At 73.1% G+C, this 23,212-nt stretch carries 15 protein-coding genes; 3 read left to right on the forward strand and 12 right to left on the reverse strand.

Annotated elements, in window-relative coordinates; genetic code table 11:
* The first annotated feature begins 526 nt into the window (after nt 1-526).
* A complete protein-coding gene (locus ACWFNE_RS06775) occupies nt 527-655 on the forward strand; it encodes a hypothetical protein (RefSeq protein WP_452121664.1) in 129 nt (42 codons plus the stop codon).
* Nucleotides 656-1,876: 1,221 nt separating this feature from the next.
* Here ACWFNE_RS06775 and ACWFNE_RS06780 read toward each other — a convergent pair.
* The 9 genes from ACWFNE_RS06780 to ACWFNE_RS06820 form a co-directional block, all read right to left on the reverse strand.
* A complete protein-coding gene (locus ACWFNE_RS06780; RefSeq protein WP_452121665.1) occupies nt 1,877-2,305 on the reverse strand; it encodes a hypothetical protein in 429 nt (142 codons plus the stop codon).
* Between the two features lie 483 nt (nt 2,306-2,788).
* Entirely contained in the window at nt 2,789-3,073 is a 285-nt protein-coding gene (locus ACWFNE_RS06785; protein ID WP_452121666.1) for a hypothetical protein, read from the reverse strand.
* Nucleotides 3,070-4,908, reverse strand: coding sequence for a hypothetical protein (locus ACWFNE_RS06790; RefSeq protein WP_452121667.1), 1,839 nt, complete (start codon nt 4,906-4,908; stop codon nt 3,070-3,072). Before ACWFNE_RS06790 ends, ACWFNE_RS06785 begins: the two co-directional genes overlap by 4 nt.
* A 5-nt stretch (nt 4,909-4,913) precedes the next feature.
* Nucleotides 4,914-6,290: a hypothetical protein gene (locus tag ACWFNE_RS06795; RefSeq protein ID WP_452121668.1), complete on the reverse strand. Its 1,377-nt coding sequence runs from the start codon at nt 6,288-6,290 to the stop codon at nt 4,914-4,916.
* Complete coding sequence (locus tag ACWFNE_RS06800; RefSeq protein WP_452121669.1) at nt 6,277-8,304, reverse strand: ATP-binding protein; 2,028 nt, start codon at nt 8,302-8,304, stop codon at nt 6,277-6,279. Before ACWFNE_RS06800 ends, ACWFNE_RS06795 begins: the two co-directional genes overlap by 14 nt.
* Nucleotides 8,297-9,955, reverse strand: coding sequence for a hypothetical protein (locus ACWFNE_RS06805; RefSeq protein ID WP_452121670.1), 1,659 nt, complete (start codon nt 9,953-9,955; stop codon nt 8,297-8,299). The genes ACWFNE_RS06800 and ACWFNE_RS06805 overlap by 8 nt, the downstream gene beginning before the upstream one ends.
* A complete protein-coding gene (locus tag ACWFNE_RS06810) occupies nt 9,952-12,240 on the reverse strand; it encodes a phage tail protein I (protein ID WP_452121671.1) in 2,289 nt (762 codons plus the stop codon). The genes ACWFNE_RS06805 and ACWFNE_RS06810 overlap by 4 nt, the downstream gene beginning before the upstream one ends.
* Nucleotides 12,240-14,384 carry a putative baseplate assembly protein gene (locus ACWFNE_RS06815; protein ID WP_452121672.1) on the reverse strand — a complete coding sequence of 715 codons (2,145 nt, stop codon included), beginning with the start codon at nt 14,382-14,384 and terminating at the stop codon, nt 12,240-12,242. The genes ACWFNE_RS06810 and ACWFNE_RS06815 overlap by 1 nt, the downstream gene beginning before the upstream one ends.
* Before the next feature lie 6 nt (nt 14,385-14,390).
* The gene (locus tag ACWFNE_RS06820; protein ID WP_452121673.1) at nt 14,391-14,789 is read right to left on the reverse strand and encodes a GPW/gp25 family protein; all 399 of its coding nucleotides are present in this window, start codon (nt 14,787-14,789) and stop codon (nt 14,391-14,393) included.
* A gap of 243 nt (nt 14,790-15,032) precedes the next feature.
* Here ACWFNE_RS06820 and ACWFNE_RS06825 point away from each other — a divergent pair, with 243 nt between their 5' ends.
* Both ACWFNE_RS06825 and ACWFNE_RS06830 read left to right on the forward strand, forming a co-directional pair.
* A complete protein-coding gene (locus tag ACWFNE_RS06825; RefSeq protein ID WP_452121983.1) occupies nt 15,033-18,905 on the forward strand; it encodes an eCIS core domain-containing protein in 3,873 nt (1,290 codons plus the stop codon).
* Nucleotides 18,902-19,654 carry a hypothetical protein gene (locus ACWFNE_RS06830; RefSeq protein WP_452121674.1) on the forward strand — a complete coding sequence of 251 codons (753 nt, stop codon included), beginning with the start codon at nt 18,902-18,904 and terminating at the stop codon, nt 19,652-19,654. Before ACWFNE_RS06825 ends, ACWFNE_RS06830 begins: the two co-directional genes overlap by 4 nt.
* Nucleotides 19,655-19,754: 100 nt before the next feature.
* On the opposite strand, the gene ACWFNE_RS06835 is transcribed toward ACWFNE_RS06830, so the two are convergent.
* Genes ACWFNE_RS06835 through ACWFNE_RS06845 form a run of 3 tightly spaced genes read right to left on the reverse strand, consistent with a single transcriptional unit; the run spans nt 19,755 to nt 23,211 of the window.
* Complete coding sequence (locus tag ACWFNE_RS06835) at nt 19,755-21,461, reverse strand: hypothetical protein (RefSeq protein ID WP_452121675.1); 1,707 nt, start codon at nt 21,459-21,461, stop codon at nt 19,755-19,757.
* On the reverse strand, nt 21,458-22,126 hold the full coding sequence (locus ACWFNE_RS06840) for a phage baseplate assembly protein V (RefSeq protein WP_452121676.1): 669 nt from the start codon (nt 22,124-22,126) through the stop codon (nt 21,458-21,460). The genes ACWFNE_RS06835 and ACWFNE_RS06840 overlap by 4 nt, the downstream gene beginning before the upstream one ends.
* Nucleotides 22,126-23,211 (reverse strand): phage late control D family protein, encoded by a 1,086-nt coding sequence (locus ACWFNE_RS06845; protein ID WP_452121677.1) that lies wholly within the window; start codon nt 23,209-23,211, stop codon nt 22,126-22,128. Before ACWFNE_RS06845 ends, ACWFNE_RS06840 begins: the two co-directional genes overlap by 1 nt.
* Between the last annotated feature and the right edge of the window lies 1 nt (nt 23,212).

Here is a 23,212-nt window from a genome sequence, read left to right on the forward strand (position 1 = left end):
TCGGCCCCTGTGAGCCCGTGAGTAGCTAGGGTGTCCCCGAGGCCAGAGCGCCCGTGTGCGCGTTGTGATTACCCGCCAGGACCCCTTCCGTGTCAGGGACCGGAGCGGCGTTCGGGCCGGTCCGCCAACAAGCGCCCATCCAGGTAAGCGCGTCTTGCGGCCGCCAACGAACGTCGCCGAACGTGCCTGAATCTCTCGCCGTTGGGGTATGGGTTGGGGTATGCGCCAGCGGGCGCGCGCCCGTTTGGAAGGCTCTCGGTCAGCAGGACACGCGTCGTGCTTGAGTGGGCGCCGGCAGTGCCCCCGTGGGACGCCCAGCCGGCTCCGGCAACTGCGGCAGGTGGTGGTCGGGGGAAGGTCAAGTAGTCGATGCAGGCCGTCAACGCTTTCTCGTTCAATGTCGGGCACTGGCTGGGGCGCTTCGCGATCGTTGCGATCGACCGCGGGCGTGTCGTGTGCCGCAGCGCCGTCGGTGCGGCCGGCTCGCTCGAGGCGCTCAGCGATCTAGCTCGACGTGGAGGCCTCCGTGACGCAGTCGTACTACCTCGGGCCGGTGCAACGGACGGTGGTCGTGTCCTCCTGGGCCGCCGAGATCGAATTGGCCGCCACCGCGGGCGTCCTCGACGAGACCCGTTCCAGTGCATCGCAACCGTGACCGCCAAGAACCCGATCGCGTCGGTGATCTGGGAGGTCGCCGCCATCAGCGAGACCCGCCGTACCGAGCAACCTCCCCCTCAGCCGTCACGACGCAGGCCGGGCGCGAAGTTCATGTCTTGGGGTAGTGGGTGCGGGGATGGCCCGCGCCAACCGTGCCGGCGCCCCGCGCGACACGGGGTGTCCGTCAGGTAGCTGGCTACCCACATCAGCATCGAGGTCACAGGCTGCCAGGTCGTGATTGCCGGGCCCGTCATGCGGCGGCCGTCTTGCTCCTCCTGGTGAGACCGCAAGCCGACAAGATCCTCGGCGACACGAAAGCCCCCTCAGGTTCCGCGCCGGAACGCTCGTGAAAGCGCAACTGCACCACCCGCGCGCGAGCTTGTCATCAAACAGGCGGTCCGGTCGGAGCACGCATCCGCGGTCATACCGAGGGCTCCGTACATCACTGCGGAGTAGACCATGGGTGAGATCCGCAGGTCGCTCGCGGACGTGCTGGTGAGGCTGGTGTCCCTGGCCAGTGCGCGGTCCAGCGACTACCCCTGATCATCCAACGGCCAACGGTCGGTCGCCGCTGGAGGAAGAGATCTCGACCGGCACCGGGGGGATCTCGTGGTCCGTGTGATGCCCCGCGCGGCATGGGTGCCGCGTGGGTCACCGAGGCGCCGCACACTTGGCGCACGGCGACGTGCACCGTCTGGTGGTTTGCGCGCATGGCCGTCATGTCCGCTCCGACGCGGAGCCGCGTGGCCGCGGTGCGTGGACAGTGGGCGTCCGCACCAACGACTCGGGGCGGTAGGAGGTGGCGCAGCCGGCGCCGCCGGCTACCGTTCATCGACCCGACCGACCACAACGTCTCACGCATGTCCGGCCGGTTCGCGCACGCACCTGGTGCAGTTCATTCGGCGTGCCGGGGTGCGACCGGCAAACGCGGTTTTCTATGCCGCGGGGCTGGCGGTGACTCCACATCGGGAGGACCGATGCGGGCGACGTCGCCCGGAGGGACCTCACGCTGGCGCCAGCGAAGCAGATCGGCCGCCGACGCGGGCATGAGCCGCGCCATGCGCTCTGGCCACCCACGTCGACCGCGCGATGGTCCACGGGCCGGTGACACGTCACCGGCGCTGTCAGCCATGCGTCTCGGTCGTACCGGAGCGCCGACGGAACCTTGTTCCGAGCGGTGGCTGGTGCAGACCGCCGAGGCCCGCGAGAAGGTTGAGAACTAGCCCTGGGGAGGTAGTTGCGGACCGCCTACCGCGATCCATGGCACGGCCCGGTCGAGCTGGCGTAGTCGTGCTCGGAGGCTGTCGATGTCCACCGCGTCGGCGTAGCGCGTCCCGGACTTGACGAGCTCTCCTCGAAAGTCCTTCATGGTGCGCTCGTACGAGGGCCGGAGCTCATCCAGTGCCCGGTACACCTGGATGCGCGCCCGGTCGGAGGACTCGAAGATGGTGACGAGCATCAGCGCCCATAGGACGTCGTCGGGCACTTTCGCGCCGGGTTTGCGCACGATCTGCAGCGCCTGGTAGCCGGCGCTCTCCTTCTCGCCCAGCAGCAGCCTCACCTTCTCGGACCGTTGCGCAGCGATCCATTGGAGGACCGAGACGAGGAGAGCCAGAGCAGCGACGATCATCGCGGCCATCTCTGCCATGAGTCCATCACTTCCTGCGGGTTGAGCATGGAGCAGGAGCGTCATCGCGTGTCCGCTCAAACGTACGGATCGAGCGTCACGGCTCCGTCACCGTGCCGTCCGACGGTTCCCGTGAACGGTGGAGTGACGGCGACGGACCTGGGCGGGCGCCGCGCCGAGCTGCCGGCCGCCGCTGTCCGGTCGTCCTGCCTGCCACACGCGCGTCGCGTCGTGCGCCATGGGCGGCGGTACGCCCCGAGCCGGCCGTCGCGCTGGGACGAAGGGGTGTGCGCCATGGCCGGACCGTTCGCCGCTGCAGTCGTGGGGTTCGGAGGCCCGTCATCGTGCGCAGAATATAATCGATGTGCCCTAAAATGGGCGATGTAGAAATCCGCCCCGGACCAGTTCGCGCAAGGTCTTTGCCGAGTGCGGCCAAAACGGCCCCGGTGCTCCCGACTCGGTCACAGTCTTGAGGCCGTGGATCGGGACCGATCTCCCAGCAGATCACTCCTGTCGAGTCGAGGGGCGCCCGTCGCGTGCCACCTCGAAGTCCAGCAGAAACTCCTCGACCCGATTCAGGGCGTCCTCGATGTCGACGCACCCAGCGGTCCCGGGCGGGTCGACCCTGATCGGGCGGGAGTCGCCGTAGTTGAGGAACCAACGACGTGACACCATGATTAGAAGGCGCTCGGACTCGACCTCGACCGTCATGAGGCAGTGGCCGGCGCGTGCTGCGGTTGGCTTCTTCCTGGGTGGCGATTCCATCGCGCTCAGCCGTTCCTTCCTCACGTCGGCACGGTGACGCGGACGATGATCGCCCGGGCACCCTTGGCGGTGGGGTCTGCGAGGGCCGTCACCGGGAGCCCGGAGGTTCCTGCGTCGAGGGACGCGCCGAACAGGAACGCCCTCGTGGACGCGAGCCCGAGCGTCGTGTCGTCGGGCGCCACCGCGATGAGCGCGATCTCGCCGAGTCCCGCGGGCAGGATCTCCCGCGCGATCCTGGTCGCGAGCGCGTCCCCGGCCGCTCCGGGATACGCCCACGCCCCTGTGGGGTACGTGACTCGGCCGACGCGACCCTCCGGTGGGTCGGCGGCGAGGATCGCCTTGACCAGATCCGTGTTCTTCCCGTGCCCGCCCTGGTCGAACCCGTCTTCGTCCTTTGGGCGGTACACGTACACGTCCACGTCCTCCAGCGTCGGCTCGACGACGGGGTCCGGCTCCGGGCCCCGGCGGACGAATGCGATCCAGCCGTAGGGGTCCGCCTCGATATGGGGGCGGTCGACCCGTTCGGAGGGGACCAGGATGTCGAGCTTCGGCCACGACCGCCCGTCGAGGAGCGGAATGCGGTCCCGGTGCTGGGCCGCCACGATCTCGCCGGCCACCTGGTCGACGCGCATGTGCCGGATGCGCAGGTCCAGCGCCTGTCCGAGGAGCGCGGTGACAGCCGCCCTGACCACATCGTCGTCCCACGTCCTCGCCACGTAGGGCAGGTAGCCGGCCGGTGCGATTTCGACCAGACGGCCCTTCCGCGTCGTGGAGAACTCGGAGCTCGCCAGGAGTTCCTCGAGGTGCTGCCCGACGCGTCCGAGGATCGCCTGACGCCCGAGCGACCCCACCTTGGGCTGGATCGCCAGCACGTCGGTGAGGTCGGCGTGCAGCTGCTCCGCCGTGCTGACCGCGAGGGCGGTCGCGCCGGGCCCGAACTCCTCGAGCAGCTCCTGCTCGAACTGGAGGATCTGGGCCAGGAACACCGACCACGGGCGCATCCCCAGCCGGCCCAGCCACGTCCCCTGCGCCGCCGCCCCGTCGACGAGCCTGCGCGCGGCCCACTCGTCCACCTCCTTCCGGCCGCCGAGGTCCACCAGGAGCGCGAGCGGCACCCCGGACCCCGCCTGCAGCGCGGTGCCGTCGTCCCACGGGTGCTGCTGGGAGAGCAGGGCCGCGACCTCCTTGCCGGCCCCGGCCGGCAGGAGCCACGGCGGGACGCCGACGCGCTCGTTCTCGAAGTACGTCGAGGCGACGACGTTGCGCTTCTGGCTCACCGGGACGCTGACGACCGCCGGCATGTCGTGCGCGACGACGCGGACGACGACGCCCTCGTGCTTCCACTGGTCCCGGCTGGAGCCGCCCGCCGACCCGGCGCCGTCGCTGCCGCCCGAGCAGCCGCATCCTCGGCCGCAGCCGTCGCCGCACATCGAGTCGTAGACCGGCGCGGGGCCGGACGTGCCCGTTGCGGGGTGCAGCTCGACCCGCCATACGCCCGCCCCGGTCGGGTGCGTCAGCGGGGCGAGGTCGATCTTCACCGGGCCGTCGGCCAGCGGCAGCAGGGTGCCGTCCGGGCTGATCGCCAGGCCGTTCTCGACGACGAGGGTGCCGCCGTCCAGCCAGGTCCGCAGCCCGTGCACGACCCCGGGGCCGGTCGCCGTCGCGAGCGCCCTGGTGAGGGAGCGCGTGTAGCCCTGCATGACCGCGAGGTGCTCGGCCCGCAAGAAGAGCCCGTCGACCGGCCGGAGCGCCGTGAATCCGTCGAGCGACGTCGCCTCGAGCACCGTCGCGGCGTCCTCGGCGCGGACGCCCGGCGCATGTGAAGTCGTGGCGTGGATCGTCTCCGGGATGGTGGCCACGTCGATCAGCTCCCTTCCGTGCCCGTCGGGACGTCGTCCGGCGTCTGCGCCTCGGCCCGCTCACCGAGCAGCGGGTTGGCGACCGTGAGCACGGCGTCGCGCCCCTGTCCGAGCGTGCCCGGGTCCTCGCCGACCACGCCCGCGAGCGGCACCGGGGGATCCGCACCGTAGACCGGCGTCCGGCCGGTGCCGAGCACGAGCACGCGCACCAGCGGGTTCACCGGCCTGTCCGCGAGCCGGACGAGCACCCGCCGACGGGCGGGGTCGTATCGGGGCGGACCCGCGAGGTCCTCGACCACCCACTCGTGCTCCGACAGCGAGCTGACGTGCACCGCCCGCTTGAGCGACGCGGGCACGACGTCTGCCGTCACCTCGAACGCGAACGCCTCGGCGGCCTCGTCCCACTCCAGGCTGTCGGGGCGGACCTGCGGCGCCGCCGCGACGACGGGCGCGTCCGTGCCCAGGAGCGCCGGCGCGAGCCCGCACACCAGGTCCTGGATCACCCCCGTCGGCAGCACGACCGTCCGGCAGCAGAGGTCGATCACCGGCTCCGCACGGATCACCGGTGCATCGCCCTCGTACTCGATGGCATAGGTGACGCACGCCAGCACGACGCCCGAGCCCGCGCCGTCCGTCGGGAGCTGGTCGCCCGTGCAGTCCCGCCCGGGCGCCGTCAGGTCGGCGCAGTCCTCGGCGGCGAGGCAGCGGAAGGCGTTCAGGAGCGCGGCGGCGCGGTCGGCCGGCGCCGCTTTCGTGACCAGGTCGCGCCAGGCGCCGACGTCCGCTCCGACCGGGTGGGCCGGGTCGGGCGGGACGGGCTCGAGGCCGAGCAGCATCCGCACGCGCCGGTACGTGGTGGGGCGCGGCTGCGGGCGCACGGCCAGCAGCTCCACCCGGGCCCGCTCGAGCACCCGCGTGTCCTCGGTGCTGCTGCGCGTCACGTCGCACGCGTCGGCCAGCACCGTGACGCTCCGTGCCGTGCAGGCGTCATACCTCAGCACCACCCACAGCGTGAGCGTCCGGTCCCGGCCTCGGGGGATCAGGGCCTCCATCGAGCAGCACACGGCGGTGTCGAGGTGCAGCTCGCGCCCCACCGCGTCGACGGCGAGGCCGGGGCAGATCTCGAGCTCCAGGAGCCCGTGCGACCGCACCCGCAGGCCGTGCAGCACGCCCGGGCCGTGCCACCACGCGTCGTGCAGCAACTGCTTGGCGCGCGGGTGGTCCACGAGCACCTGGAAGTCCTCGAGGCCGAGCAGCATCCCCGTCGCGGGCCGCAACGAGGTCCACGGGTCCAGCGCGCTCACGTCGGTCAGCCTGGCGTGGCCCGAGGCGTTGTCCGCAGCGGTCACGCTCGTGCCGGTGCGGTCGTCAAGCGTGGTCATCGCGTCTCCTCGGTGGTTCGCCCGGGAAGGGTGTCGAGGCCTTCAGGTACTCCCGTCGCACCGCGTCGACGAGGCGGCTCTGGGTGATCGGCGCACCGGCCGCCGACGCGGAGAAGGCGGCGGTAAGGGCGGCGTTGCGGATCCATCCGCCCGGCACCGGGTAGAGGCGCGCGAGGGCGACGAGGTCGACGTCCGCAGCGACCACGGCGGGCCGCTCGGGCACCGGGGAGCCCTCGGGCGGTGTCGTACTGGCGACCGTCGCGCCCGTGGGCAGGCAACGGCGCCAGAGCTCGGCCCGGCCTGTGACGTCGGGCAGCGGGAACTCGACCACGACGTCGAGCCGGCGGGTGAACGCCGGGTCGATGTTCTGCCTCAGGTTGCTGGTAAGGACGACCAGGCCCTCGAACCGCTCGATGCGTTGCAGCAGGTGCGCGGTCTCGAGGTTCGCGTAGCGGTCGTGCGCGTCCGAGATCTCGGTACGGGTCCCGAACAGCGCGTCCGCCTCGTCGAACAGGAGGACGGCGCGCGTGCGCTCGGCAGCGTCGAAGACGGCCGAGACGTTCTTCTCGGTCTCACCGAGCCACTTGGACACCAGGCGCGAGACGTCGACGACCATCAGGTCGGTGTGTGCAGCGGTGGCCAGGGCGGCCGCCGCGAGCGACTTGCCCGTGCCGGGCGGGCCGACGAACAGCAGCCGAGCGCCGCGCACGGCCTGGGCGCGCTCGCGCAGACCCCAGTCCTCCAGGACGGTCTCCTGCTGCTCCAGGCGTTGGACGGCGCCGCTGAGCTGCAGCAGTGCGTCCGCGGGCAGCACGAGCTGGTCCCAGCCCACGGCCGGGGCGACGAGCCGGGCCGCCGAGGGCAGCTCGACACCGGTGCGGTTGCGGACGGCGTCCGAGAGCCGGTCGGGGTCGGGGTCGTGCCCCAGGACCGCGAGGTCGAGCGCGAGCTGCGCCGTCACGGCCGGGTCGAGCGGGTGCCGGGCTGCGACCGTCCGCGCACGCCCGTTGAGCGCCGGCACCGCCGCCTGCCAGGCGGCGCGCACGGAGGCCTGGGGGACGGGTCCGCAGTCGACCGCGAGCACCGCCCGGTCCGGGCCTGGGCGCACCGTCCCGGGCGGCGCGACGGCGATCACCGGCCCGGGATGGTCGCCGACGGCGAGAGCTGCGGCTGAGCCGTCCCGCGCAGGGAGCATGAGCACGGGGACGGCGCCCCGCGCCACGGCGTGCGCGAGCACGAGACGCACGCGCGCTCCGTCGTCGGGCTCCACCGCCGCGGCGACCAGGCATGCGCCCGCGGCCTCGGCGATCGCGTCGGCGCGCCCGAGCGCGACGGCGACGTCGTCGTGCGCGACGACGAGCAGCACGCGGGCTCCGCGTGCGACCACGTCGACGCACGCACGCACGCCAGGGGCGTCGAGCCACGCCGCGAGGCCGGGCGGCGGGCCGGCCGTGCCGACGCGCGGCACCGAGGCGGGCCACGCGTCGGCGCCGGCGAGCGTCGGCCACAAGTCGTCGGCCAGCACGAGGGAACGCTCGAAGAACGGGCCTGCCCCCTCCAGCCGCAGCAGGCCGTGGCGCGCGGCGCGGCCGCCGACGAGCACGCCACAGAGCTCGGCGCGCACTTGGGGAGAACCGCCCAGCAGGAGCGCAGCCAGGCCGGCGGTGGGTCGCGGTTCGGCGTTCGGGTGCAGCGAACGGAAGGTCGCGGCAAGACCCTCGTGCTCCTCCGGGAGGCCGGCGAGGACGAGGAGCTCCTGCTCGTCGAGCGACAGCCCGAAGCGTGCCGTCAGCCGGTCGAGCGGGGTCGGTGCGTCGTGCGACGACGGCACGCGGACGGTGGCGACCGACGCCGCCCATTCCCGCAGGAACGCGGCTGCTCGTGGGGCCTCGGACTCGGGGGAGCAGCGCTCATCGATCACGGCGGCCACGGCCAGCGCGACCGCCCCGGCCCGCGCGGACAGGTCCGCCGCGGTCCGCCGGCCCGTGGTGCGGTGCAGCGTCGTCTCACTCATAGCGGATCCTCACGACGTGTCCGAGCCACCACACCCAGCCGGGGTCGATGTCCAGGCCGGAGCGGCGCACGTCGAGGTCGACGTCGTCGAGGTCGAGGACGACCTCCACCCAGCCCGCGTCGTGCATCACCGTGGCGTCCCGGCGCGCGAGCCGCAGGACGTCGGCCGCGTCGCGCGTGGGCTCGTCGGGCTGGGCCCGGCGACCGGCTGCCGTGCCCGCACCCGCCCGGAGGCGCGCCCCGGTGACCTCGACCCACCGCTCCGCGAGGGCGTCGAGCTCGCCCGCCTCGATCTCGTCGGGGCCGGGTCCGGGCTCACGAACGGTCGGCGGCCCGGCGAGCGCGACGACGGCGGCGTCGTCGTCGGGCGCCGGGACGATGCGGGTCGCGAGCTGCCGGACGCACCACGGCGTGGTGCGCGAGCTCAGCGCAGGCGTGTCGAGCGCTTCCGGGAGACCGGCGAGGGCGGCGGTGTTGAGCAGGAACAGCAGGCCGCCCCAGGCCGTGGACCGGCCGCCGACGGCGGACGGCGCGGCCGCACCACCGGGGTAGGGGGCGTCCGCCCGGCCTGCCCGGGCGACGGCGTCCGGAGCGGAGACCGTCACCGCAGCAGCGGCGCGGTCCGACGACGCGTCCACGTCCCTGGGCGCCGTCGTTGCCGCGACCTGCGGAGGACCGGCGGTCCCCGCCGGGCTGGGACGCGCGAGTCCCAGTGTCGGGGCGGGCCTCAGCCGCTCGATCACCGCCCGCACCAGCGCCCGGACCTCGTCGTCCGGACGTCGCAGCCGGACTGGGTCGACCTCCGCGATCGCGAGGACGGCCCACGCGGCCTGCGTTTCGTCGTCGAGGCGCAAGCCGGAGCGACGCAGCGCTACGGCGAGCGCGGCCCTCGTCGCGATCGCGCCCGCGAGCCGCACGACGTCGGGCGGTGTGGTGCCGTGGCGCGCGGCCGTCGCCGGCGGGGACGGCGCCGCCGCCGCGGCTGGCGGCCGGTCGTCCGCCGCCGGGTCCGGCTCGAGGCCTGGGCCCTCTGTGCGCGACGGACCGGCAGTGGCCTCGTCGGCCACCGTCATCGCGCGCCCCGCCAGCCCGGGCACCGCCACCGCCCCACTCAGCGCCTGCCAGCCCTCGGTCCCCAGCAGACGGTGGGCCGCCGCGGCTCCGGAGCGCTCGACGAGCCGCACGAGCGCCGCGACCGGACCGAGGGGCAGGCGCATCAGCACGCGCAGCGCGACCTTGCGACGGGCCTCGCCGGTCGGCTCGGGGTCTTCCGGACTGAGCAGCCCGACCTGCCGCCACGCCCACGCACGGTCACGCCGTCCGGCGGCGAGGCTCGCCAGCAGGTCGTCTGCCGCCGCCTCCAGGCCCGCGTAGTGGACGACGTCGGGCGAGCCGCTCGCCAGCGTGCGCCACAGCTCGTCGACAATCTGTTGTGCCCACGCGGCCTCGAGCGCCGGCGCGGGCCGGGTGGGGTCGAGACGGACGTCGACGTCGAGCCGTCGCAGGCACCACTCGCCGTCGGGCAGCGGGCGGGCTGCGAGGGCGGGTTCGAGCCGGTCGCCGGCGACGGCCGACAGCAGCCGGTCGACGTCGTCCGGCCGGGGCCAGTCGACTGTGCGGGCAGTGAGGGCGCCGATCGTGAGGTCGTTCATGCCAGCCTCACGTCGCCGACGGTCGCCGTGCGTGCCAGGCGTGCGCCGGGCACGGAGGAGCCGAGGGTGCCGGTGCCGTCCAGGCGCGTGGCCCCGAGCGTGCTCGCGGGGGCCGTGCGCGGCGGGCCGACGTAGGCCGTGTACCCGATCCGCGCCTGCCCGACCGGGAAGCCGTCCCCGAGTTCGCACAGGTCGGCGAGCGTGTGGGCGGGCTTGTGGTGCTCGACGATCTCGCGCAGGACCTCCCGTTGCTCGTTCGTCAGGCGGCCCGGGACGAGCACAGTGAACCGGTGCGCCACCGCGGAGTACGAGTCCGAGCGGGGAGAAACGCCACCCAGGGTGAAGAGCCCGAGGCGGCCTGCGTAGCGGACGTTGTTGCCGTCGACGCTCGGGGCGTCGAGGCGGCCGCCCTGGGGCGCCAGACCGAGGACGGCTCCCCCCAGCCCACGCAGCCGCCACCTCTCGACGACCCGGGCGTCGCGACCGAGGTACAGGCGAAGCATCCGCTCGAGCGCGGCCGTGGTGCCACGTCGGGCGAACAGCGGGTAGGCCTCGGCGACGAGCGCGCGGCGGGCGGGCTCCGGCCAGCGCCGGTCGAGCACGAGGCCGGCGAACCCCGCCAGCCAGGGCAGCAGGTCCGACGGCGTGGTGCGCGGGTCGACGAGCCGGTGCCGGTCGGCCGCCGCCACGTCGAGGTCGTGGAGCACGCCCTCGGGTCCGGTCAGGTACCCCTGCAGGAACGCGGCCTGGTCGCCGTCGGCCGAGAAGCTACGCGGCAGCATGCGCAGCAACGGATGACCGGGCCGCTCGACACGCACGGCCCGCACGCGGGGCGAGGTGCGTGCGGTTCCGGTGAGCGCCAGGCGGAGCCACAGGTAGCGCCCGGGTGGCGCGTCGACGCCGGTCTCGTACGTCGCCCAGCCGTCGCCGGGCGGGTCGGTCCGACCGGCACCCGGACCGGCGGGGTCCGACGCGGCACGCGGCCCCTGCATCCCGTGCGGCACGACGGGCAGCGGCAGGCCGTCGTCGAACGCGCCGACGGGAGGCAGGGGCGGCGTGTCGTCCGGGTCCGCGACGGGCCTGCTGCCACGGGCGGGCGGTGCCGGATCGATCCGGCGCACGACCCCGTCGTCGTCCTCGTCGTCGCTGGTGGCGGCCCGCACCGTGAGCCCCGCACCGGACGGCAGACAGGCGTCCACGAAGACGCGGCCCCACCGCGTGCGGTACGCGCCGGAGTCCAGGCGGTACGTGGTGACCGAGCCGGCGCGAAGGTGGCGGGCGACCGAGCCCTGCGTGCTGCGGCTGCCCTCCGTGGTCGTGTAGACGACGCGACCGTCCGGGCCCACGGTCAGCGCGCCGCCGTCGTAGCCCTCGGCCGCGAGCGGCTCGTCTTCGACGAACGCCCGTCTCCTTCCGTCGCCCTCCTCGCGCACGCGGCGGACGGGGAGCCCCGGCGCGCGTCCGATGGCGAGGAGCCCGTCGGGGTTTCCCTCGACGTCCGTCGCGGCCGGCAGTGCGAGCAGCTCGGTCCCGTCGAGCTCGGCGAGGATCGGGTCGTCGCGTACGCCGGCGACCGCCGCCCTGCCCGCGCAGCGGCGACCCGGGGGGCCGGTCCAGAGCACGACGGGGCGGTCGCCCAGCACGGTGATGCGGGCAGGCCGGTGGTGCGGGTGTCCGCAGGGCGGGTGCAGCGCGGCCGTCTCGACGCTCGTCGGGCACTTCCGCAGCTCGGGACGGGTGACGAGGACGCAGACCGCCGGACCGCCGTCGCCGTCGGTCCCGTCCAGGAGCACCAGCACGCCGCGCGGACCCCAGGCGACGAGGTCGAGGGGGCGGCCGGGCACGCCCACCCGGCGGGGCGACCGGCCGCTGCCGGGTGTCACAAGCACCACCGTGCTGCGGGTGGCCTCGGCGACGTAGAGGCGGCCGTCGGCGTCGACGGCCACGCCCGTGGGACGGTGCAAGCCGGCGTAGCGCGCGCCGTCGGCGCCCGGCGGACCGCCGCGGCCCGCACCCTCCTCGGCGAGCAGCACCCCGTCGAGCGGGCGCGTGCTCCAGGTGCGGCCCGTGGAGTCCTGCGTCACCCCGGCCGGGCACGCCGGTTCGGGCTCCGGCGCCCCGGGCACGCAGCGGTCGCCGTCCCACCGCGGGCCGTACGCGGGCGCCGCAGGCTCCGTCCAGTCGAGGCCGACCTCCCCGCCGGACAGCAGCACCGTGCCGTCGTGCACGCAGCGGACCCACTGGTCGGGGTGGGAGAGCTGCGCGAGGCCGCGGTCGCCGTCCATCAGCACACCTCGACGGGCAGCGGCACGGGGACGGTGTCGGACGGTGGGGTGGTGGCGGGCACGGTCGGGTCGGTCGGTGGGCCGGTCACGACGGTGACGGCAGCGATCTCGGGGACCTGCCACTTCGTGAGGGCGACGAGGTTGCGCTCGGTCGGCGCCGGGTCGAGCGTGGCCAGCCGGGTGCCGAGGGCGTACTCGACGCCCTCGACCTGGACCGCGACCGCCTCGAGCTCGGCGGCCCGCACCGCGCGGCCGAGGGGCCAGCCAGAACCGTCCGGCCCCTGCGGCGGGACCGCGGAGAGGTACTGCCGGAGGATCTGCTCCACCCACCGCCGCACGGCGTCGACCGGGTACCCGTCGCGGACCTGCACGCCGACGGACACGGCCAGCCGGACGTATTCCGGTGGGATTACGTACAGCTCCGCCGTGAGCAGGCGTCGCACATCGAGGTAGGCCGCGACGCGGCGCAGCAGCCCGACGTCGGGCTGGGGAGCGTCCGGGTTCCGCACGTCACGGTCCGGCAGCACGACGACGCTGGTGACGCCCGCGGCCTCGACGGACGGCGTGTCCGGGTGGAACAGCGAGAGCACCTCCGCGCGCGCGACGCCGCTCACCTCCTCCGCCAGCGCCCGGTAGTCGTCCGCGACGACGGCGCGGTCGTTGCGCTGCACCGCGCCCGGGATTGCGTCGAGGGCCGCGGCGAGGTTCACGCGGTCGGTGCCGCCCGCGGCGGGCAGGGGGTTGCTTGCTTTGCTGATGCCGCCGTTCTGCGGGAACGCGGTGACCGCCTTCGCCGGGACGTTGCCGCGTGCGCCACCGCCGTAGCGGTAGGACGGCACGCGGATCCGCTCGCCGAGCTGCGGGACCCGGGCGGTGCCGAAGACGACGGCGCCGTGGTCGTGGTCGACGACGAAGTGCCGGTCGGCCGCCGTGCTGGCCGAGAAGCTCTCGACCTCCTCCCAGTCCACCCAGCGGCCGGACTCCTCGACCTGGACCTTGACCGAGTCCGCCAGCACGGGGGAGTGCGTCAGCGGGTATCGCTGGTCCGAGTCGCCGGTCCCGCTGCCGAGCAGCTCGGGGGAGGGTGTGCGGGACTGCGTGGCGGCCACGCAGTTGGTGCCGACCCAGAGCACCCTCCCGATCGTGTCGCCGATGTCCGGCGTGGCGGGGCGGCCGACCCGCAGCCAGGCGACGACCTTCGTTGCCGTCTCCTCGTCGTCGATCGGGGGCGGGCTGTCGGCGAGGCCACCGGCGGCCGGCAGCCTCGCCGGGAAGGGGGAGGGCAGCTCGAGCTTCACGACGCCGGTAGTGACCATGCCGCGCGTGGTGTCACCGATGACGGCGAGGCTGCGGAAGGGGCTTTCGGTCGGGCTGGCGGGGACGCCGGTCCAGAGCTCCCAGACCGTGGGCGGCGGGTCCTCGGTGAGCACCTTGGACCGGAACTTCTCGGTCGGGTCGGGCAGCACCTTGTCCAGCGGACGGCTGCGCGCGAGCTGCTCGTCGAAGGCGACGCCGAGGAAGAGGATGCGCCCGCCGAGCGCCGCCAGGTCCGTCGTGTCGCGCGCGAGCAGGGCCACCCAGAGTCTGCGGTCGACCTGTTCGCTGACGTCGACGGGCACGACGTCGGGCGCCGTGGGGTCCTCGGGCGTGAGCGCGGTGTGGTAGAAGACCGGCTTCCTGTCCTTCGGCACATCGGGCCGGCTGATGGCGTCGAGCCGGCGCTCGCGGGCGATCTGGGCATCCGGCACCGGCGTCTTCCCGGCCCCGACGGCCTCGAGCGGCCAGGCGTACAGCTCGTCGTCGGTCTCGAACGAGACGTCACCGGCCGCAGCCTCCGAGCCCCGGAGCACCTGCACGCCCTGGGGCTCGTCGGTCTCCGCTGCGACGAGCACGCTCGCGGGCCGCGCTCCGCGCGGCTGCACCCCCAGGAGCCGCAGGAACTCGACGTAGGTGGTCTCCGGGATCTGGTTGAACCGGTACAGCAGCGACTCGCCCAGGTAGGCGAACAGCTCGAGCAGCGCGATGCCTGGATCGGTCGGGTTGTGGTCGGTCCACGCCGGGACGTAGACGGGGATGCGCCGGCGCAGCTCCTCGGCGAGCTGGGCCTGGGAGCGGTCGTCGAGGATCGGGCTGATCAGCGCCATCGCCCCTCACCTCAGGTAGAACGGGTAGACGAGGTTGTCGGGCCGCAGGTCTGCGCGGCGGACGTAGGCGATGTCCACCCAGAGCAGCGTCGGATCCTCGTCGGACGTGACCGTCACCGAGTCCAGGCGGATGCGCGGCTCCCACGTCTCCAGCGCGGAGCGGATCTTCGCGACCATCGACGTGCGCGTCGACTCGTCGTTGGGCGCCATGAGGAACCGGCGCAGCCCGCAGCCCAAGCCCGGCCGCATCACGCGCTCGCCCGGCTCGGTGTCGAGGATCGTGGTGACCGACTGCTGGATCAGGTCCATGCCGTCGAGCCAGGCGGGGCCGGCGGGGAGCTGGTCGGCCGACTGCGGCAGGCGGAGCCCCACACCCGTCCACTGGTCGACGACGTCGATGCTCATGCCGTGATCCTGCGGGGAGCGGCGTCACCGGCGCGTTGCAGGTCGACGCGGCGTGTGACGCGGCACTTCCATGGTCCGCGGACACCGACGCACCGGACGGATGCGCGAAACGTCCGACCAAGGGCGCCTGCGGCCGAATGGCGCCTGGCACGCGCTGCTGCGGCGCTCGGGACGCGTGAGGTGACGGCCGGGTGACTGCGGCACTCCAGCCTGGTGATCTTCACGTCCATCAAGGAGAACCGAATGAGGTCTGCGGGTCGGCGGCACTCCGTGCCCTCCGCGGCACCGACAGGCCCTGCCGAACAGGCTCGGCCGGCGGCTGGGACGCCACTCTCGGCACCACAGCGGGCGAGTTTCGAACACTGGTTCGGCACCGACCTGAGCGCCGTGCGGATCGACACCGGCAGCGGCAGCCGGCAGGCAGCCGCGCGGATGTCCGCCCGGGCTTTTGCGATCGGGTCGCACATCAGCTTCGCGGGCAGCCCGCCTGGATCGTCGCGGAAGGCCGACGGGGGTGGCTTGCTGGCCCATGAGCTCGCGCACGTGATCCAGAACCGCAACGGCCCGCCGACCTCCGGACGGCCGATCAGTAACCCGGCTGATGCGGCCGAGCGGGAGGCCGAGGCCGCAGCGCACGCATGGGTCAGCGGCGCACCGTCACCACCCCTGCGAGCGCGTGCCGGCGCCCGCATCTCCCGGCAGCCGGACGACCCGGACCGGGCAGCGGATGCAGTACCGGGTTCCCAGCTTGGCGAGGTCGACCTGCAGCCACTCGACGACTGGGTGCTCGAGATCGACTCCAGCGACCCCGCCGTCCTGGGCACACCGCCCGGCACCGCCCGGGAGCAGATCGCCCAGCGGCTGTACGGGAATCCGACACACTTCGGCGGTTTCGACCCGGTCGACGCGCGCCGGGTTCGCTTGCGCAACCTCCGGGGCGTCCGGCCTGACACGGCGAACCGGGTGCGTGCTGCCTTCGACCGAAGGTTGCCTCGAGACGTCGACGCCGTCGTCGCCATCCTGGTGCAGCGCAGGATCGACGGCGACGAGGAGATGGTGCTGCTCAACACGACGGAGTGGTGGGCCACCCGGGGGGACTTCACCAACGGCGCCGGCGCTTCGTACTTCGACGCCTACGTGGACCTGCTGGACACTCACCACCTCACCGAGTGGGGATTGTTCAGCGACACGATCCGTCCTGCCTCGGAGTGGCTGATCATCGAGGCGGACGAGAAGAAGTGGGCCATCCACGCCCTGATCGGCCGCCGGTCCAGCCGACGGAACACGCAACCCTCGGTCCCCTCGGGCGAGACGCCCGGCTACACCCCGGCGACCGGGCCGATCACCGCCGCGCCTCGACCATGGAACGAGGCACGGCAGGCCATCGGAGGCTTCAGGTACGCGATCGGGGAGGACAGGTTCCTGCGGACCAGCGAGCACCGAAACCTCGGCACCATCCAGGCCGGCGAGCTGCTCGTCGACGAGCGCTCGGCGAGTGCGGCTGAGATCAGGTTGCGCAACGTCGCGCCGCAGCGCGGGCGTGTGATGATCCCGGGACGCGACGGCCACTTCTACGGCTACACCATCAGCTACCCCGAGTTCTGGAACGCGGACTACGTCCAGCCGACCGACCCGGACAAGATGCGGCTCGAACGGTTCTGGTGGGACTACCCCGGCACGGTCTTCATGCCAGGCGGTGCGTTCCAGCCCGACTTCGCGGTCGGCGGCGAGGCGGAGAGGACCCAGCGGGCAGAGATCCTGCAGCGAGCGCTGACCGCCGGCCTGGCCGCTCTGCGTGGCCTGGACTTCGACGTGTTGTCGATCATGACGTTCGAGCAGCGGATCACCGTGCTCGATCTGGCCGCCGGAAGCAATGAGCTCGCGGAGCTGAGCCTGATCAGCCGCATCCTCTACACCACGCCTGTGGGGGAGTTCCCGGCGCTCGAGCACAGGATCTCGACCAACGGGACCATGGCGCGCCTGCTCAATACTCCGTCGTCGGGTGCCCTCGCCATGGTCGGGCGGATCTTTACGATGAAGGCGCTGGAGGCCGGGCAGGTGCCTGGGGAGAGCCTGGAAAACCTGCCGGAGTTCACAGTGGGCTTCGACTCCGACGGGTTCTACCGGTACGCCTACCCACGCACGAGCACACAGGGCTCGCAGCTGCTCGCCGCGAACCAGGTGCCCACGGGCGGGGGCGTCGGGATCGGCCGGGAGCGGGCAGGCGAACGTGAGGCCGCAGGACCGATCCAGCGGACCGTGGCGATGCTGCAGCCCGCGATCTTCCGCCAGGGCGGCACAGGTGCGGTCGGATTCGCGAAGGACCTCGTTCGCGGTATCGGACGAACGATGGTCGACGACGTGGGCCCGGCCATGGGGCCCTACCTGCCGACTCAGCTGGTCCGGGTCACGACCCTCGGTCCGAACCCGCAGAGCCGTGTGGTGTCCGTGCTGGAAGCTGTGGGCCTTCTGGCGTTTCCCGAACCAGCGATGCTGAGCCGGATGGTGTCGGCCGCCGTGTCTGGTGGGCAGGTCCTGCTGGCCGTGTCGGGACTGGCCCGGGCGTTCGGCCCGGCCTTCGTCGAGGGCATGGCCGCCAGGACCGGCGCACGTGGGGTTGCCGCCGGCCTGGCGGAGGCCGCCGCAGGAGAGGCAGGACGGGCGGCGCTGGTCAACGCGGCCCTCGTCGGCAGCATGGAGCTGATCGAGCACAATCGGGCTGCGCTGGCGGAGAGTCCTGGGGGCCGGGCCTTCTTGCAGCTGTACGAGGTCACGATGGTGATCTGGGTCTCCCGCGACCTGGGTCGGCTGATCGCGTCCGGTCTGGTGCCCAGGCTCGCTGCCGCGGCGGAACGGCTGATCGCGCTGCCTGGCCGCCTGCGGCAGGCGGTCATGCCGCTCAACGCCGAGCTGCAGGCGTTCACCCGGGCGCTGGCCCGCTATCCGAGCCAGGCGGAGGCGCTCGCCGCAGCGACCAACGAAGGCCTGACGGTCGCCGGCGGGCAGGGGGCCCCGCGGCCCGGCTTCATGGCCATGCTGCGCATCACCCGGGGCGAGGTCGCCGCCGAGCGGCTGCTGGGTCAGATCGCCGGGACGCCCGCCGGGCCGGCCGCCCGCCGGGTGCTGGATCGGCTCGGCAGCCTGATCACCCGCGGTGAGGCCGAGGCAGCACAGGCCGCGGGCCGGACTGCCGAAGCGGTCGAGGCTCGTACGGCGGCAACGGCCCGGACCCGGAGCGCGGCCGAGGCGCGGTTCGCGATCTCCCAGCGAGCGGCGCAGTTGCGGCCAGATGCGCGAGAGGCGTTCCTGCGCTCGGTCGAGGCCGTGGTCAACGCCCGACCGAACTCGTTGAGCTCCCTGACCGACCTGCTGACGGCGGCCGCCGAGTCGCGTACGCCGGCTGTGTTCCTGACCGAGGTGCAGACCCTCGTCAGCCGGCGCGGGGTCTCCGACGAGGCGCTCGGGGTGCTGGGTCGGAAGGCCCGGAACGGCCGACAGACGCTGGATCTGGTGTGGTTGAACCGGACCTCGATCACCGACGACGCACTGGACTTCCTTGGCCGCGACAAGCGCACCAACTGGGACCTCTACCGGCGAGCCGCGCAGACTCCGAACGCGGGCAACGTGATGAGGGACTTCCGCACCTCTGCACGTGGCGCGGGCGCCGAGATGGTGGGCGCGGAGGAGGCGGGCCGTCTGGCCGGCACCGTCCGCCGCCAGGTGACGATGGGTGGCAGTGAGATCGACTTCGAGATCATCGTCGCCGGACGGCGGCATGGCTTCGAGATCAAGGGGTGGACGGCCGAGACGTGGGAAGAGGCGCTGGATGCCGCGATCAAGCGGCTGAACCGCAGAGGCCTCACCGACGCCGAACAGCAGGCGGTGAGGAAGATCGATCACATGATCGGTCAGCTCAGCGACGCCCAGGCAGCAACCCGCCGCCGACCCTACCTCGGTATCACGGACGCCCTCGACGACCGGCTGCGGGATCGGCTGCGACGGGTGCTGCGGGTCAACGGCCTGGGCAGCACGGAGCTGGTCCCGCTGCCCGAGGCGAGGATCAAGCAGAAGGCCGCCATCACGATCGGCGAGGCGCTCGGGGTGGCACGTCCATGACACAGATGGACCGGACTCCCTGCTGGGTGGTCCTCGCGCCACTGACGACCGAGGAGCTGGACAGCGTCGTGAGCGAGCTGTGGCAGTGGGAGGTCCCGTACGCCGCCGGGCCGTCGCCGTGGTTCGTCATGCCGGTCGGAGAGTACAACGCCGTGGTCAGCCACCAACCCGGCACCGAGGGACCCGATCGGTCGCTGGCCGGGCGGTGCTCGGTGCTGAGCCCCGGTAGGCCGGTGTACTCCCTGCTCCTGGACCCGGAGCGGGAGCAGGTCGCGACGTGGCTCACCGGAGAGCTGATCTCCGAGACCGACGCCGATCCACGGGCACTGGCCGCGTTGCTCGGGCTCGAGCTGCCGCGACCCACCCATCCGACCGTCCCGCCGTCCGTGGCGGTCGTGGAGGGCGCCTCGCTGTCGGACGTGCGGCAGGTGCTGACGTATCTCGGCTGTGCGGACTGGACGCGGCTGGCAGTCAATCGGCGCGGAGTGCTGGTTCGCGCCGACTCCGGCCCGCTGGGCACACAAGCCTGGGACATCGCAGAAGCGTTGCCGGCGGCGCCGGTCTACTTCGTCCAACGAGACACTGGCACCGAGAGGCTCAGCGTGCTGGTGCTGCGAGCCGGGCACGAGGTCGGTTGCTTCCTCGCACCGCCGCTGGACGACGACACGCCGCGCCTCACCGACATCCTGGGCGCCCTCACCCAGGCGGCCGTCCTGGACGTGCTCGACATCCCGTCGGACGCTGTCTGAGGATCGACGCCGCCGTGCTGCGACCCGCCGGACCGACGTCGGCGGTGAGCGACGTGGACGCTCGCGCCGGCGGCACATGGCGGGGCGGCCTCGCCCCTGCTCACACGCGCACGCGCGGCCGGCACAGCGGGTCGGCGGGGCTGGTCTCGTGGGCCGGCTCGTCGCCGGGGCGCGGCTCGGGTGCGGGCGTGTCGGCGTTGCCGGCGACCGAGCCGGCCAGCCTCGGTGCGGCCGCGACGTCCGGCGCCGCCTTCAGCTGGTCCACCCAGTCCGGCGACGTCACCGGCACGCCGGTCGCCGCGCTCGTGTCGAGGCCGAACGCGAGGTTCACGTTCGCCCGCAGCGCGGCGCCCGCGGCGCCGCCGGCGCTCGCCGCGGCGACCAGGTCGGCGCGAGCGAGGAAGTCCGCCGTGATCTGGGCGCTCACCCGTGGCGTGATGCAGAAGCGCAGCGCGAGCATCCACCAGAGCTGGAACGCGAGCACCACGATCGGCAGGAACATCATGAACAAGAACATCGCGACGATGAAGAAGAGCTCGACGGCGAAGAAGCAGACGCTCCCCGCCCCGCCGACACGACCCGAGCCCGGCTTCGGGATGCCGGCGAACGGGTTCGTGGTCAGCTGTGACCTCGGCGGCGCGACGACGCGCACCCCGCCGGCCGACGGCTTGCCGGCCTGGGCGGCGAGCCGCCGCAGGTCGGGCATCGTGACGGTGACCGTCCGGTTCTTCGTGCCGGCCGGGTCCATCGGGTCGGCCAGCCGGAACGGCTCGGTCGGGACGCTCTGCCACGTCTGAGGTGGGCAGCGGTCCGGGCACTTCGGGTTCGGCTGGGTGACCACGCACTCGACCTCGTAGATCGAGGCGTGGTCGAGCTTGGGCTCGAGGGCGGTCTTCCCGCCGTCCCGCGGAGCGGACCAGTGCTCGTCGGAGAACGTGGGCACGACGCCGAACCACAGCGAACGGCTCAAGGGTCCGCTCGGGTCGTCGTCGCAGTCGAGTCCGTTCGCCGCCCGCTGGTCCTTGCCCCGCACGGGCAGGCGCCACATTGGGAACGTCTCCTCTTCCTCGACCGCGTCGTCGACGGCGTCAAGCGCGTCGCCGAGGGTGCGCCAGCGTCCTCGCTTGCCCGGCTTCGGTGCCACGCCGCGCTTCGGGACGATCCACTGCTGGCGGTCGGTCCGGAGCTCGAGCAGCTGGAGCTCCTCGGCGTGGTCCTTCGCGAACTGCTGCCGCCACGCCTTCGAGGCCTGGTCGGCCCACCAGACGTCGCGGACGTCGGCGTCCAGCGGCCCGAGCGTCACACTGGCCGGGTCGCGACCCTCGGCCTCCAGCGACTCGGCCATCAGGCTCTTGACCAGGGCGGTCGCGACCCGCCGGAGCGGGCGCCGGGCACCTGCCACGCGCGTTCGTAGCCGCCGCATGCGGAACGACACCGAGATCTCGTCGTGCTTGCCGGCGCGCGGCAGTCCGGCCTGGTCGCAGAAGACCTCCACCACGACGACGTAGAACCGCTCGTGCACCGGCTGGTAGAGCTTGCGCAGCCCGGTCGTGACGAGCCGGTGCGTGGCCAGCCGGGCGCGCCGGTCCGGGTCGGCCAGATCGGGCGTGACCGGGACGGGGTACGTCCACAGGTCGTCCCGTCCGCGCTTCAGCGAGTCTGCGGGGTCGAACAGGAGCCGGTCGACGAAGTCCGGGGAGTCGTACATCTGGATGCGCGGGGGCAGGGCCGCGTCCGACCGCAGGTCGATGCCCTCCCGCTCCCGGGCGTACCACGGCGAGCGCAGCGCGAAGCCGTCGGCGTTCACCACAGGTTCCCCACGCCCGTGCTGTACAGGGGCGACGTCACGGCGACGTCCGCAATGAGCGCCTTGCACTGCACCATGCCGGTGAAGACCGACGTCGCCGCGGTCACGGTGAGCTTGGGGGCTGTCACGTTGACCCCCGAGTTGGCGTTGATGTCGATCGACCCGGACGACGTGAGGGTGATGGTGCAGCCGTTGGAGTGGGTCACGGTGACCTCCTGGGCACCCGCGTCGAGCACGACCTTGTGGCCGGACTGCGTCCGGAGCGTGACCTTCGGGGAGCCCTTCGTGTCGTCGAACTCGAGCCGGCTGTCGGAACGCGTCCGCAACACGCGGATGTTGTTGCTCGCCTGGGCGGTCTGCGGCAGCGCGCGCGTGCCGTTCCAGGACGCGCCCACGACGTACGGCCGGCGCAGGTCGCCCGCCTCGAAGGCGACCACGACCTGGCTCTCCTTCTCCGGCAGCACCTGCAACCCCTGGTCCTTGTCGGCGTACGGGCTGCACAGCGTGGCCCACGCGCGCACGTCCCGGTCGCCCGTGGTGCCCAGGGACGGGAACTTCACCTGGACGCGTCCGAGGCTGTCGGGGTCGACGAGGTCGGTCACGAGCGCCGGGTACACGCCGAAGTAGCGCGGCCCGGCACCGTCCACCGGCGAGGGGAGTGCCATCACGAGCCCCCGTTCAGGGTGGGCCGCTCCGCCTCGAAGGCCGTGCGCAGCCCGCGTTCGTTGTCGAAGGTGTGGGTCGCGCGGGTGACGTAGTATCCGTCGCCGTCAAACGGGGCGCCCACCAGCTCCAGCTTCAGCAGGCTTCCCACGCCGAGCTCGGGGGTACCGCGCGTGAGCCCCGAGGCGGTCACGAACCGCCGCGCCCGCCGCAGCATCTCCGCGCGTGCCCACGCGCTCGCCTCCGCCGTCGTGAGCGGGGTCTGCCGCACCCGGTAGGAGGCGCGCGCCTCCAGCGCCTTCTCCAGCACCTCCGGGCCGGTGCGGCCTGACCCCGCCTCCGCGTGGATCGTGTCCGCGCCCGCCACCTCGTCGATGACCGCCTGGCTGCGTGCGTCGTACCCGCTGACGCGCACCTCGGTGCGCTGGTGGGCGACGTCGGCGGAGAGGCGGCAGCTCAGCAGGTCGGCCCCCTGGGTCAGCGTCACGTGCGTGCCGTTCCGCGACGAGCGCTCCGAGAGGTGCAGCGTGCGGCCCACGCACCACAGGTCGGCCTGCATGAGCCGCGCGCGCTCCCGCAGGAACGCCAGGTCGGACTGGTTGACCTGCTGCACGACGTCATACGTCGGCCCGGTCACCGCCACGTCGGCGTCCATGCCGTGCTCGTCCGCGATGCGGCGCGCGAGATCGGCGTCGGACACTCGGGTCCAGCTCTTCATGCGCCGCGTCAGCCGCAGCCGCATCAGCCGGTCCTCCGCGAGCACGACGACGCGCGGCGGCTCCCCGTCCCCGATCACGAGCTCGAGCGCCGAGACGGTCCCGTCGAAGACCTGCGTCTGCGTGCTCTCCCCGCCGACGGCTACCTGCACGTCGGAACCGAAGTCCAGCTCGGAGCCGTCGAGGTGCAGCAGTTCTCCTGGCGGGCCCGGCGCGCCGATCCCCGTGGCGGTGAAGTGGGCCTCGAGGGTCTTCAGGCCCTCCGTGCCCTCGTCCACGACGAGCCGGACGCAGTTCGGGGACAGGCGGCGCACCACGTCGCCGCCCACCGTGAAGACCGGGCCCGCGGCGGCGAGGAGCTGGTCGCCCATG

It is taken from the genome of Cellulomonas sp. NPDC055163, from assembly GCF_053607065.1.

Excerpts from the sequence above, each read along its gene's own strand:
- ACWFNE_RS06780 (WP_452121665.1), bottom strand. The coding sequence starts at position 2,305 with ATGGCAGAGATGGCCGCGATGATCGTCGCTGCTCTGGCTCTCCTCGTC.
- ACWFNE_RS06800 (WP_452121669.1), bottom strand. The coding sequence starts at position 8,304 with ATGAGTGAGACGACGCTGCACCGCACCACGGGCCGGCGGACCGCGGCG.
- ACWFNE_RS06810 (WP_452121671.1), bottom strand. The coding sequence starts at position 12,240 with ATGGACGGCGACCGCGGCCTCGCGCAGCTCTCCCACCCCGACCAGTGG.
- ACWFNE_RS06830 (WP_452121674.1), top strand. The coding sequence starts at position 18,902 with ATGACACAGATGGACCGGACTCCCTGCTGGGTGGTCCTCGCGCCACTG.
- ACWFNE_RS06840 (WP_452121676.1), bottom strand. The coding sequence starts at position 22,126 with ATGGCACTCCCCTCGCCGGTGGACGGTGCCGGGCCGCGCTACTTCGGC.
- ACWFNE_RS06795 (WP_452121668.1), bottom strand. The coding sequence starts at position 6,290 with ATGACCACGCTTGACGACCGCACCGGCACGAGCGTGACCGCTGCGGAC.
- ACWFNE_RS06820 (WP_452121673.1), bottom strand. The coding sequence starts at position 14,789 with ATGAGCATCGACGTCGTCGACCAGTGGACGGGTGTGGGGCTCCGCCTG.
- ACWFNE_RS06815 (WP_452121672.1), bottom strand. The coding sequence starts at position 14,384 with ATGGCGCTGATCAGCCCGATCCTCGACGACCGCTCCCAGGCCCAGCTC.
- ACWFNE_RS06845 (WP_452121677.1), bottom strand. The coding sequence starts at position 23,211 with ATGGGCGACCAGCTCCTCGCCGCCGCGGGCCCGGTCTTCACGGTGGGC.
- ACWFNE_RS06825 (WP_452121983.1), top strand. The coding sequence starts at position 15,033 with ATGAGGTCTGCGGGTCGGCGGCACTCCGTGCCCTCCGCGGCACCGACA.
- ACWFNE_RS06805 (WP_452121670.1), bottom strand. The coding sequence starts at position 9,955 with ATGAACGACCTCACGATCGGCGCCCTCACTGCCCGCACAGTCGACTGG.